The sequence below is a fragment of the Rhizobium sp. PK7-22 genome, from assembly GCF_056530405.1.
Window position 1 is genome coordinate 15649 of the sequence record NZ_CP096513.1, and the last position, 12459, is coordinate 28107.

13 protein-coding genes and 1 pseudogene are annotated in these 12459 nt (G+C 59.8%); 3 read left to right on the top strand and 11 right to left on the bottom strand.

What is annotated here, in order from left to right; translation table 11 throughout:
* Window positions 1-170: 170 nt before the first annotated feature.
* The 9 genes from M1E10_RS00080 to gbd form a co-directional block, all read right to left on the bottom strand.
* Window positions 171-467, bottom strand: a complete 297-nt coding sequence (locus M1E10_RS00080) for a type II toxin-antitoxin system RelE/ParE family toxin (protein WP_499173416.1) — start codon at window positions 465-467, stop codon at window positions 171-173.
* Window position 468: 1 nt separating this feature from the next.
* Window positions 469-726, bottom strand: coding sequence for a type II toxin-antitoxin system ParD family antitoxin (locus M1E10_RS00085; protein ID WP_499173004.1), 258 nt, complete (start codon window positions 724-726; stop codon window positions 469-471).
* A 461-nt stretch (window positions 727-1187) separates the two neighbouring features.
* A complete protein-coding gene (locus M1E10_RS00090) occupies window positions 1188-1952 on the bottom strand; it encodes an SDR family NAD(P)-dependent oxidoreductase (RefSeq protein ID WP_499173005.1) in 765 nt (254 codons plus the stop codon).
* Window positions 1930-2427 carry a 2,4'-dihydroxyacetophenone dioxygenase family protein gene (locus tag M1E10_RS00095; RefSeq protein WP_499173006.1) on the bottom strand — a complete coding sequence of 166 codons (498 nt, stop codon included), beginning with the start codon at window positions 2425-2427 and terminating at the stop codon, window positions 1930-1932. Before M1E10_RS00095 ends, M1E10_RS00090 begins: the two co-directional genes overlap by 23 nt.
* Before the next feature lie 62 nt (window positions 2428-2489).
* On the bottom strand, window positions 2490-3983 hold the full coding sequence (locus tag M1E10_RS00100; protein WP_499173007.1) for a tripartite tricarboxylate transporter permease: 1494 nt from the start codon (window positions 3981-3983) through the stop codon (window positions 2490-2492).
* Window positions 3984-3992: 9 nt separating this feature from the next.
* A complete protein-coding gene (locus M1E10_RS00105) occupies window positions 3993-4463 on the bottom strand; it encodes a tripartite tricarboxylate transporter TctB family protein (protein WP_499173008.1) in 471 nt (156 codons plus the stop codon).
* A 79-nt stretch (window positions 4464-4542) separates the two neighbouring features.
* Window positions 4543-5508, bottom strand: a complete 966-nt coding sequence (locus tag M1E10_RS00110; RefSeq protein ID WP_499173009.1) for a tripartite tricarboxylate transporter substrate binding protein — start codon at window positions 5506-5508, stop codon at window positions 4543-4545.
* Between the two features lie 109 nt (window positions 5509-5617).
* Entirely contained in the window at window positions 5618-6403 is a 786-nt protein-coding gene (locus tag M1E10_RS00115) for a Rossmann-fold NAD(P)-binding domain-containing protein (RefSeq protein WP_499173010.1), read from the bottom strand.
* Window positions 6403-7530: an iron-containing alcohol dehydrogenase gene (gbd, locus tag M1E10_RS00120; protein ID WP_499173417.1), complete on the bottom strand. Its 1128-nt coding sequence runs from the start codon at window positions 7528-7530 to the stop codon at window positions 6403-6405. Before gbd ends, M1E10_RS00115 begins: the two co-directional genes overlap by 1 nt.
* Window positions 7531-8172: 642 nt before the next feature.
* Here gbd and M1E10_RS00125 point away from each other — a divergent pair.
* The 3 genes from M1E10_RS00125 (at window position 8173) to M1E10_RS00135 (ending at window position 9945) form a co-directional block, all read left to right on the top strand.
* Window positions 8173-8901, top strand: coding sequence for an IclR family transcriptional regulator (locus M1E10_RS00125; RefSeq protein ID WP_499173011.1), 729 nt, complete (start codon window positions 8173-8175; stop codon window positions 8899-8901).
* A 148-nt stretch (window positions 8902-9049) separates the two neighbouring features.
* Window positions 9050-9346, top strand: a complete 297-nt coding sequence (locus M1E10_RS00130) for a hypothetical protein (RefSeq protein ID WP_499173012.1) — start codon at window positions 9050-9052, stop codon at window positions 9344-9346.
* Window positions 9343-9945 carry a type II toxin-antitoxin system VapC family toxin gene (locus M1E10_RS00135; RefSeq protein WP_499173013.1) on the top strand — a complete coding sequence of 201 codons (603 nt, stop codon included), beginning with the start codon at window positions 9343-9345 and terminating at the stop codon, window positions 9943-9945. The genes M1E10_RS00130 and M1E10_RS00135 overlap by 4 nt, the downstream gene beginning before the upstream one ends.
* 148 nt (window positions 9946-10093) lie before the next feature.
* Here M1E10_RS00135 and M1E10_RS00140 read toward each other — a convergent pair whose 3' ends face one another.
* Both M1E10_RS00140 and M1E10_RS00145 read right to left on the bottom strand, forming a co-directional pair.
* Entirely contained in the window at window positions 10094-10537 is a 444-nt protein-coding gene (locus M1E10_RS00140; protein WP_499173014.1) for a BLUF domain-containing protein, read from the bottom strand.
* A pseudogene (locus tag M1E10_RS00145) lies at window positions 10534-12164 on the bottom strand (putative bifunctional diguanylate cyclase/phosphodiesterase). Before M1E10_RS00145 ends, M1E10_RS00140 begins: the two are co-directional and overlap by 4 nt.
* Between the last annotated feature and the right edge of the window lie 295 nt (window positions 12165-12459).

Consider the following 12459-nt stretch of genomic DNA (forward strand, 5'->3'; position numbering starts at 1 on the left):
ATTGCCAGGTAATCAGCCGTCCATCCTAGCGTCAGCTTAGGGCCGACTTCGGACTAACAAGACAGGATCGGTGGGTCGATTGCCATCAACTGCCAAACGATCATGAAATGGCTAACAACCGCTTAGTCCGGATTTTCAGCGCGAGGCCACCTCAGATCGACCCATTGGAACTATACGCCGAACAGGATGGCGCCATAATCAGTGGCGCCATGGAGGATATGGATGATGACTACCTTTTCGAATTCCACGCGGTAGAAGATCAGGTAGTTGCCGTGAACACGCCGACGGATACCATGGTGCTCGAAGCGGGGAACGGAGGCGAAGCTGTTGCGAGCATCGAGGAGAGCCTCGCACTTGCTCCGCAACTCCCAGACGAATGACACGGCGCGACGGGGATCGTCTTGAGCGATATAGTCGGCAATCTGCTCAAGGTCGTTTTCCGCCTCACTGGAAAACTCAACATGCAGATTATTCGGCCTTGTCCGTCATCGCACGGTATTTGGCGTCGAGACGATCGAATACATCGCGCGCCGGCTTCGTTCGTCCAGCGTCCGCATCTGCAATGCCGCGCATGATGGAAGCATCCAGCGCGACAAGCCGGGTCTCACGGTCCTGGACCAGTCGCACACCTTCACGTAGGACTTCGCTCTTCGAGCCATAGCGTCCTGTATCGACGAGTTGTTGGATGTAGCTTTCGAGCTGCTTTCCAAGATCGGCACTGATCATGCGGTCCTCCATCTGACATGATGGAGACAAAATAGGCTCGTTATCAACTATTATCAAGAACGATCCCGCTCTGTGCGGGCGGGTTGGATGTTCTTCCGATACACCGTAAGGTAGCTGCCGAGAATGCAAGATGCGCACTGGCTGGAGGGTCTTGCAGGACGCCGTTCGCCAATGTCACCGGCGTATCAAGACGTATGACTGGCGCCGGTACGGCAATATGCCTACTTTATGGGCGGCGCGATTAGGGCTACCTCTCTATTATCCATGGGCTTGCTGGATTGGGACTGTTCGCGAACGCTCATCTGGAAGCTGATCTTCTGCTGCCGGTATCAATGCTGTAGTTAGTCCCCTTTCTTGCTTGAGGCATCGATAGGGGTCCCGTCGCATGGTGGATGTCATCTTACTCCACCAAAGAGGACACAGAGAATGCTGCAGGAGATCCGCGCGAGGACTGATCGACATCAGGAGATGGCGTAGCCGCCGTCGACAGGAATGACAGTGCCCGTTATGAATGCTGCGTGGGGGCTTGTCAGGAAAAGCGCGATGCCCTGCAGGTCCTTCGGCGTACCCCAGCGGGCCAGCGGCGTTCGTGCCAGGATCGGTCCGGCGCGGGCCGGATCCTCCTGCAGCGCCCGGGTCAGCGGCGTTGCGATCCAGCCCGGCGCGATGGCGTTGACCCTGACGCCCCGTGGAGCGTAGGCGATCGCCAGGGACTTGGTGAGTTGGGCGATGCCGCCCTTGGAGGCCGAATAGCCCGGCACGAGGCCGCCACCGAAGAAGCTCAGCATGGAGGCGATATTGATGATGCAGCCGCCGTTGATAGCCAACCGGTCAAGCGAGGCCTCGCAGACGCGCATCGTGCCGTTCAGATTGATGTCGACCACGGTGTCGAAGACATCCGGATCACGCTCCTGCCCCCGGCGGATGATGCCGGCACAGTTGACCACGACGTCGAGCTCTCCGAGCGTCGCGATGAAGGCGCGGACAGCATCGTTGGACCGGACATCCAGAACGCCGTAACGGATCGAACCGGATGCGTCGCTGCCTCGTGCCTCCTTACATTCGGCGTCCGTTGCCCCAGTGGCGTGGACCGTTGCGCCGGCGTCACGGAAGCACTGCGCAATGGCCCCGCCGATTCCCCCCGTTCCCCCGGTGACGAGGACCGTGCGGCCTTCCATCCAGCCACGGGCCCATGCGGCGGTGTCAGCGGACAAACTGGTCGACATAGTCCGCCCCCAATCCGACCTCTTCGTAATGGGCACGACACATGTCGATCTTGGTGAAGACGTCCTCGTAGCCGATCTGCTTGTTGTCCTTGTCGAGATAGACCATGCAGCCGGAGATGTTGAAGAAGGTGATCATCTCGTCGCAGTCCTCGGGGACGTTCAGCGTGTGGATCTCGCCGGGCGGCTCGAAGACGAAAGAGCCTTCCTCCGCCACCCAGTCGTGCTCGAAGTAGTGCCATCTGCCCTTCATCACCATGCCGAAGACCGGAGCGGGGTGCACATGCCGGGACAGGATGCCGGAGCGAGTCACCTTCAGGAGGTTGCACCACTGCCCTGTCAGCGTGTTGAGAAACAGCGGCCGGAAGAAGACGTCCGGAGCCTGGGGCACCCAGACGCGCGGATCGTCCGGTATGGCCTTGATCGCGATCTCTACCGAGGCCAGTTCGTGGGTCGAACCCTTCATGGACGTGTACATAGCTGCCTTTCTGCGCTCACCGGCCGACTGTCGACGATGGCACCATTGCTCAGGTCTGGATCCTACAGGGGAGCGGAGCGGTTTTTGGGCCTGATCCAAGAGACGATGATGGAGACCCAGATCACGCAGAGGATCATGAATATGACGAAGGCGATCGGCCTATTGATGAAGTCCACTAGATTGCCCTGCGATTTGATCAGCGTGGAAATCAGGTTCTTCTCGAGGATCGGCCCGATGACAATGCCGAGGACGCAGGGCGCGATTGGCACCCCGTTTTCCTCCATCAGGTAACCGACGACCCCGAAGATGAGCATGATCGTCACGCCGTAGACGGCATTGTTGGAGGCGAAGGCGCCGACGATGCAGAAGATCAGGATCAACGGCATCAGCACCGCCTTGGAGACCAGCAGGATGTTTTTCGAGAACTTGATCAGGCCCCAGCCCAGCGGGATCATGATCAGGTTCGCCAGAATGAAGATCAGGAAGACGGCATAGATCGTCTGCGGGTTGAAGATGAACAGCGTCGGACCGGGATTTAGGCCTTTGACGTAGAGCACGCCGATGACGATCGCCGTCATCGTATCGCCGGGAATGCCGAAGACGAGTGCCGGCACCCAGGCGCTTGCGAGCGAGGCGTTGTTGGCCGCGGATGCTTCCACGACGCCCTCGACGTGGCCTGTCCCGTATTTTTCCGGCGTCTTCGAAAAGCGGCGGCTGATGGCATAACTGACGTAAGCCGCAACATCGGCTCCGGCGCCGGGGAGGATGCCGACGGCAGTGCCCGTGATATTGCCGCGGATGAGCTGCCGCCAGTAGGTCTTGAGCATGCCGCCCCAGTCCCGGAAGATGTTGCCGACCTCTTTCGGAGCCTGGTCCCAGTTCTTGCCGCCGCTCAGTATTGTCCGGATGACCTCGGAGATGGCAAAGATGCCGATCATGACCGGTATGAAGTCGATGCCCGCCAGCATTTCGGTCGAGCCGAAGGTGAGGCGCGGAACACCTGCCGGGTTGTTGAGGCCGACGGACGCAATGGTCAGGCCGATGAAGAGGCTGAGCAATCCCTTGACGGGGCTGGATGCTCCCATGAAGACGGCGCATGTCAGTCCAAGCAGCGCGATCCAGAAGTATTCCTGAGAGGAGAACTTGATCGCGAATTCGGCTAGCGACGGGGCCGCAAAAATTAGGACGATTGTTCCGAAGAGGCCACCTAGCGCCGAGAAGAGAACGCAGGCTCCGAGGCCGAGCTCGGCCTGGCCCTTCTGCGTCAGCTTGTAGGTATCGTCGACATAGGCCGCCGAGGCGGGCGTTCCCGGGATGCGCAGCAAAGCGCCTGGGATGTCGCCTGCAAAGATCGCCATGGCCGAACATGCAACGATGGCGCCCACGGCGGCAACCGGCTCCATGAAGAAGGTGAGGGGAACAAGCATGGCCGTGGCCATGGTTGCTGTCAGTCCCGGGACTGCTCCGACAAAAAGGCCGAACATCGATGCGGCGATGACGGTCAGCAAGACATTCCAGTTTGCCACCAGACCGAACGCTTGAATTATGACGTCCATGTCAGTCTCCTACCACGGCAGCCGCGGGACGATGCCAAACGGCAAGGGCACGAGCAGCATTGTTCTGAAAATGAAGTCGCATGCGAAGGCGGCGATGGTCGCGATCATGGCTGCCTTGGCGGGATGAACCTTCAGGATCAGAAACATCACGAAGGTGATGATGAACGCCGTCGGGATGAACCCGAGGATGCGGTCGAAAAAGATGTAGAAGACAACGAGAGCCAGCATGGCAGCGACGCCGGCCAGCGCCCGCGGGCTCTTGACCTCGTCTGCCAGAAACACCCATGGCTCGCCGCCATTTCGGATGCCGGAGTAGAGAAGGCGGGCGGAACAACCGATTAATCCCACCGCCACCATGAGAGGGAAGGTGGCTGCACCGTAATCCTGACCTGGGATGACGGGCAGTCCGTAGGAGTACCAAGCGAGAGACACTCCCAGCAGAAGGAAGATCGCCCCGATCGTGGCGTCATTGAATCGCATTAGGCTGGACCTTGGCTGATTGCGGGCAGCGGACAGGCCGGTCGTGCGACAGGCCTGTCCTTGTTCTGGCAAAAGCCGGCTACTGGGCCAGACCGATGGCCTTCATGGTTTCACCGAAGTTCACGTCGTTTGTCGCCATGAATTTTCCGAACTCTTCCCCCGGAAGGAAAGTCGCGCCAAATCCCTGCGCCCCCATGAACTTGTGGTAGTCTTCGCTCTTGAAGACGCTGTCGAGCGCCGAGATCAGGCGATCACGAATGTCGTCAGGAAGGCCTTGAGGCGCCACGATGCCGCGCCAGGCGCCGAACTCCCAGTCCGAGCCGGTTTCTTCCTTGAGCGTCGGCACGTCTGGAAAGAGTGCTGAGCGTTCGCTGCTCATGTAAGCGAGCGACTTCACCCGGCCTGCCTCGATCAGGGCACGGGCTTCGACGAGCGAGGACGGAACGATCTCCGTGCCACCTGCGAGAAGCTCCTGAAGGCCGCTGGCGGCACCATCGCTCGGCACCCAGGTCACAAGCGATGCGTCGATGCCCTCGGCGTTGAGCATGCCGGCGATCGCGACATGCCAGCTCGATCCCTGGCCGCTGCCGGTTGCCCGGAAGGTGGCGGGCGGTGACGTCTTGATGGCCTCGAGCAACTCGCCGAGGTTCTGGTATTTGGAGTCGACGGAAACCTGCACGCCGGCGGGGTCCTGGTTCATAAGCGCGAGGGGCGTGTAGACCTTGTAGTCCAGGTCCGTCAGTCCGAGCCAGTGCATCAGGTTTACTTCGGTGGTCGCGAGACCGATGGTATAACCGTCGGGTTCGGCGTCCGCGATGGCGGAATGGCCGACGACGCCTGAGCCGCCGGTGCGATTGACCACGTTGACCGGCTGTCCCAGTTCTTTTTCGAGGCCGACGGCGATCACACGCGCCACGGCATCTGTGCCGCCGCCGGCGCCCCAAGCGAGATACAGCGTGATCGGGCGGTCGGGGTAGTCAGCCCACGCAGGAAATACTGTCGTGGACAGCAGGATGGCTGCGATCAGACCTTTTGAAATGTTCATGTTGTTTCCTCCCAGTTTCAGTTGAAGCGATGTTTTCTTGATCCTCATTTCCTTCAGTGGTTCGTTTCCTCCTCTTAAATCACTGCCACCGTGTCGATACGGCGCTCGGCTACAGGCCTCCCGCCACAGTGATGACGGTGCCGGTCACAAAGCCGGATCCCGGGGACGCGAGCCAAAGGGCCGCCTGCGCAATGTCCTCTGGCTCGGCAATACGACCCATGGGCGTCATGGCAGCAATTATCGCCGGCCGCTGCGGGTTTCCTCCCTTGGCATGGATGCGGGTGTTGGTGGTGCCGACGCGAATGGCATTCACCCGGATGCCGTCGGCCGCCAGTTCCTTGCCTGCGCCCACCGTGATGGATTCGACCGCCCCCTTGGATGCCGCGTAGTGAACGTATTCGTTCGGGCTGCCCAGCATGGCCGCGAGAGAGGACATGTTGACGATCGTTCCGCCCTTGCCGCCGTTGCGGACCGACATTCTTTTGGCGGCTTCCTGGATGCAGTAGACGACGCCATAGGTGTTGACGGCAAAGGTCCGCTCCAGTTCCTCCGGCAGAAGGTCTTCCATCCTGCAGGCCCGGCCAATGATCCCGGCATTGTTCACGAGGCAGGACAGGCGTCCGAACGCTTCGTCACAGGCCTGAAACACCCGCATGACGTCGTCGCGATCGCCGACGTTGCCGGGGACTGCGATGGCGGTGGCGCCCGCTGCCTCGCAATCGGCCACCACGGCGGCGGCAGCCTCATGATCGCTCAGGTAATTGATGCAGAGGTCGTAACCCTCTGCCGCGAGAAGCCGTGCGGTCGCGGCGCCGATGCCGTGGCTGGCACCGGTGACAATGGCGACAGGTCTGTCGCTTTCGGCAGGCTTCTTCAGTCTGGAGGCGCTGCGCATCACATCACGCTTTCGAGAATGTCGGCGTAGTCCTGTTGGCTAAGGACGCGCGGATTTGTCTGGTGGCTGTGATCCGCCAAGGCGCGCTCGCAGGTCCAGGCAAAGACATCGCGGGTGACACCAAGGTCGGACAGTTTCGCCGGCACGCCGAGCTTCAGGTTCAACGCATCCAGCGCATCAGCCAGCGGCGCGTCTTCGATCCCGGCAATGGCTTCGAGCCGCTTGATCTTGTCGGCGGCAGCGGGCACCGCCGCGTTCACCCGCAGCACCGGCGGCATCAGGATTGCATTCAACGTGCCATGGTGAAGCTTGAGGTCGCTCAGACCGCCGAGGGCGTGGCTGAGGGCATGAACAGCGCCGAGCCCCTTCTGAAACGTCAAGCCGCCCTGCAAGGCACCCATCATCACCTCCGAGCGGGCTGAAAGATCTGACCCGTTGGCGAAGGCCTTCGGCAGCGCGTCCCAGAGGCGCGCGAAGCCATCAACGGCAATCGCTTCGGCCGGCGGATTGAACCGCGGTGAGAGATAGGTCTCGATGCAGTGCGACAGGGCGTCGAGACCTGTCGCCGCGGTGAGAAAAGGAGGCAGGCCGAGGGTGAGTTCCGGATCGCAGATGGCGCGGCGCGGGATGAGATACGGGCTGATGAAGCCGAGCTTACGGCCGTCCTGCAGCGTGATCAGTGCGGCCCGCCCCACTTCGGACCCTGTGCCGGCCGTGGTCGGCACCGCGACCAAGGGCGCCACCGCGCTGGTGATCTTCGGAATGCCGCCCAGAATTGCTGCATATTGTTCCAGGTCGCCGCCGTGCGTGGCCAGCAGCGCCACGCCCTTGGCCAAGTCGATGGGCGAGCCTCCGCCGATTGCGACGACGCCATCGCAGCTGTGCTGGCGGTACAAAACCAGCGCTTCCCTGACGGCGCCCTCGGTCGGATTGGTTGGGACATCGAGAAATGCCGGGGCCGAACCCAGGAACTGCATTGCCTGACTATCCAAGAGACCGACAGCCTTCACGCCGCGGTCGCTGATCACGAGCGGCTTCGAAACGCCAAGATCCCGCAGCGTCTCCGCGAGCGAGGCGATGGCGCCCGCCCCAAAATGAATGGTGGTCAGATAATTGATGATGTTCATTTCCGCTCCGGGATCAGGATTGTTTCGGCACTGGGCATGGGGAAACGCGGCCGTCGACAGACGGCTTGAACCCGCGCGCGTCCAGACCGGCACGCGGATTGCAGCGGACCTCGGACGCTCGCGTGCGCCCGTGACCACGTTCATTGATGCATCCGTATCGAGCTTGTTATCTTGACGTTCATTGATGCCTCCCAGCATACTCACATCATCGGCAGGTCGTCCTCCAAACCGATCCGCCGGCGTTGTCCACATTATGGACAGTGTGCCCATATCTATGGTCGCCGAGGTCGCAGTCTTTGTCAACGTCATTGAGGTCTCAAATCTGGCGGAGCTACGGGGAAACTCGCAGGCTTCTACCAATGGCGGAGTTGCGCTCCATTCGGTTGAGGGTCACCCTGCAGCGGTGTTATGGAGTATGAAGGACGGCGGCGCCGAGCGGTCAGCACCGTCTCACGCACGATGAAGCTTGCAGTCAGGAGCCGGTAATCGCCTCGAATACCGCCGACCAACGGAACCGGAACGAAATCTCCGCCAGACATGGTTGGAGAGGATGAGCAATCAACGATGAACAAGCACAGTCCCGTGTCCAACGGAAACCCACTTCCACAGTCGGTGCAGGGGACCGCCTCGTTTTCGAAATTCATGACAGTCCTGCAAGCCATCGCCGACAGTCCAGGCAAGCTCGATATCGCAAAGCTGACAGTGATGACGCAGTTTCCGCGCGCTACGACGCATCGCATCGTGGCGGGACTGGTGGCGGAAGGGCTTGCCATTCAGGACCACAGCGGAACCTATTCGCTGGGATTCCGGCTGATCCAGTTTGCCTCGCGAAGCTGGGAGAGCTCCGATCTTCGCACCACCGCGCGTCCCTTCATCGAGGCGCTGCGCAATGCCACGAATGAAACCGTCCACCTTGCCGTGCCGAGCGGCAATGGCATGGCCTATATCGATAAGCTAGAAAGCCCGAACGCAGTGCGCATGACGACGAGGATTGGCGCCCGGGTGGAGTTTCATTCGACCTCGGTGGGAAAGGCCTATCTCGCGGCACTTCCTGAAGAGCGGGCGCACCAGATCATCGCCACGCTGGACCTGCCGCGCTTCACGAAGTTCACCATTACCGATCCCATCGCCTTCACCGAGGAGATTCGCAAGACGCGGCAGCGCGGCTATTCCTACGATCATGAAGAGAACGAACTCGACATCCGCTGTTTCGGCAGCATGATCTACGACCGATCCGGCGAGCCCGTCGCGGGGGTGAGCATCAGCATTCCCCTCTATCGGTACAATGAGGAGGATCATGCAAACTATGCTCGAAAGATCAGGGAAACGGCTGCTGCAATCTCCCAAGGACTGGCGATGGTTGTGAAATAAACCGATGCAGGTGAACACTCGCGAGCAATCGGCTGTATGCACCCCATCGACGTCTCAAACGGTGGCTTACGTCACGTGGGCTAGCGGCTATTAGGTCTCGCCCGAATGTTCAACGCAATATATATAATGTTGATCATAGGAGGTTCTGATGTCTACACGAATAAGGGCTGCCGCAGAAAGCGAAGCAAAGGTCGCGTCGGCGCGCAATAAACTCGTTCTTGACCAGGCGAAAGCTGCCGGGCTCCTCGGCGCAGCCAAGAATACGCGTCTTTCAGGGCGAGTGTCCTCTGATTTGATCGAGGCGGCTAAGAAGCGCGCTCATGTCACATCCGACACGGAGCTGTTGGAACTGGCGTTGTCGCGTCTGGCCATCGAGGATGACTTCGGCGCCCATCTGGTTGGCCGAAAGGGCAGTATTCCGGCGGATATAGATCTTGCGATTTGATCTGGGGCACGCTCCGATCACTAAAGCCCCAAAGGCATTCGAGAACACTCAAACGCCGCGCCGATGAGGATCTTCCGTGGGTTGCTGACGAACCCGCAATCGGCGGGGCGCTGTTTCTGGATACCACCGTCTACCTTGACGTGCTGCAAGGAAGATCGACGGATGAGGTCGATAGGTTGCTTTCCTATCGTCTGTGCCACCATTCCTCGGTCTGCTTGTCTGAACTGACCCATGCCTTCGGTCGACTCGATCCAAAGCATGGATCGACGAAGGCCGTCCTCGAAACGCTCGAGGCGACGGTGGAGGACGTACCACAGCACCGTCTTCATGCACCCGACGCTGCTGTCTGGGGGAAGGCCGGCGTGTTGGCGGGCCTCCTGTTTCGACTAAGCAATCTACCAAAGGGGGAAGGGCACGAGCGTCGATTCATCAATGATGCGCTTGTGTTTCTGCAGGCGCGTCAATTGGGAGTGAGCGTGCTGACGGGCAATGTGCGGGATTACGATTTTCTATCCCAGATCATGCCAACCGGGCGATCATCCTCTATCGAACTTCGCAATCACCATGAGTGTCGTGGTCAATCTGTGGATTTCCACTGAGAGCTCTCAGTGGAAATCAACAGATTGACAGTGAGAACTAAACCGAAGGGCGACGTTGCGACGGTGATAGCGAGCAGTGACTAGGAGCCGATCCGCCTCCTGAGGGAAAGAACTCGAACCCTTTCAGCCGATAAACCGGTTGGCTACTTCAGGCAGCCTCTTCCTCTATTGCCAGCTCTCTCAGCAGCGAATGGATATCGTCGCCACTGAGCCGGGACGGGTCAAAGCCGCTGGAGGAAGCGATGCCGGCGAAGCGCTTCGCATCGACGTCGGACCTTCCGATAAAGCCCATGGCCCAGTTCGGGAAAGACAGCTGCTCGATAGGGTCGAGAGCCAGCAGGGACACGTCACCATGGCGCTCGTCCTGCTGGATCCGCTCGAACACAGCTTCGAGTTTGTCGAGAGGGCCTTCCAGGACCTGGGCAAAGCACCCGGCGTTGAACAGCAGCGCCCCGGTAATCTCGTCGCGCAGGTTATTGACCCGACTTGCGGCGAGGATCTCCTCGACATCGGAGGCAAACAAGGCCTCATCGCCAGCAACTTGGTTGCGGCTGTAATACACCAGCCGATGCAGTCGGTTGCCCATGCTCATACCTTGTCTTTCTCCAAATCACTAAGCGCCAGGAACACAGGGACCTGATCCGTGCTCATAGGTCGTCCGGTAAAATAGCCCTGCACATGCGTGCATCGCTCGTCGCGGATCCGAGCAAGTTGTTCAGCCGTCTCGACACCTTCAGCTGTGATCGCCATCCCAAGACTGGTGCCAAGGCTTGCGATGGATCGTAGGATCGCTTCGCTGTCTGCATCGTCGCGAGCGACGAATGAGCGATCGATCTTGATCTTGCTGAAGGGAAACCTCTGCAGGTAGCTCAAGGACGAGTAGCCGGTTCCGAAATCGTCCATAGAGATCTTTACGCCCAGCTCGCGCAGAGCATTCAGCGTCTCAATTACGTTGTCTGTATCATCGAGAAGCGCTCCTTCGGTGATCTCGATCTCCAGCCGGTGCGCCGGTAGTCCCGAGCGCTGGAGCGCCGATGAGACTGTGTCGAGCAATGTGTCTGCCTTAAATTGAAGCGGTGACACATTGACTGCCACGATAATCTCGCCTGGCCAGGAGGCCGCTTCCGTGCAAGCTGTGCGCATTACCCACTCACCAATCTTGACGATCAGACCATTTCCTCGGCCAGTGGAATGAACGACAGTGGCGGGATGTTGCCTTTGACTGGATGCTCCCAGCGCAGAAGAGCCTCGAAACCATCGACCTTGCCCGTGGTTACATCGATGAACGGTTGGTAATTCAGCTTGAACTGTTTCAAGGCCAACGCGCGGCGGAGATCGATCTCTACTTCACGGCGGCCAAGAAGGAGAGCGTCCATCCCGTTCTCGAAGATGCGATAGCGACCGCGCCCGGCCTTCTTGGCCTCATAAAGGGCAAGATCGCCGTTACGAAGCAGGTCGCGCGCCTGGACACCCTGGCCGCCGAACGCCACGCCGACGCTGACGCCGATGTTGATGGTGTGGCCGTTGAGGACGTAGGTGCGACCGACAAGGTCGACGACACGCGAAGCCAGTTTCTCGGCAGCAGCCTGGTCATCAACGTTACGCTGCAGGATGATAAACTCGTCTCCGCCAAGACGGGCAACGATGTCGCCCTTGCGGCAGGCCGCTGTCAGGCGCGCTGCAACCTTTTTCAAAAGCAGGTCACCGACCGCATGTCCAAGTGTGTCGTTTACCATCTTGAAACGATCCAAGTCGAGGCAGTGCACGGCGATCGATGAAGCCAGCGTGTGATCTTCAAGAGCGGCAAACAGGTGTGACAGCAAGGCCGTGCGTCTGGTGAGGCCGGTCAGTTCGTCCAGCGCATTGGCCACTGGCGCTGTTGACCCATCGACGCGGGCGCGCAGATCAATCAGAAAGTGTCCGTCACCAAATGACGCAACGGCGGCGTCGAAGTCCTCGCCATTCCTTGAGGCGATAACGCTGGACGCGATGCCAGTGACGCTGGCAAGCGCCGATGTGAAACCTGGAAAGAGTACGTGGACGTCAGTGCCAACGACAGATCCCAGAGGCGCTTGGCAGGCCCTGTTGGCTTGGATGACAATACCGTCAGGCGCAATGACCAAGACAGGATGCGGTAAGAGTTCAAGAACCTGCTCCGCACCGGGAAATGCTGCAGGATTTTGGTCGGGTTCGTGTAGGAGGGACGTTACAAAGCTCATGCCAGCCTGCCGTTACAAGATCCATCAAAAGATAGTCGGCAGAAGTTAGCCAGCAGCAAACGCTAGCTTGGCGGAGCGCTGCTTTTTCGCCAAATAGTTACCAGTTGCTGAAGACGGATGAGCTGGCGGGCGATCTCTTACGGGATAGGCTTGCTGAAGGGATCGGCCGGCGTCGGCAACAGGGCCGAGGCCGTCAGCCAGCAGGCTTCTCTGCCGGTCGAAGACAGCTGTCCGTGGTGATGCTACCTGTCGTCCTCGGAGGTAGACAGAAATTCGTGCTCGTACCATCGGGAAG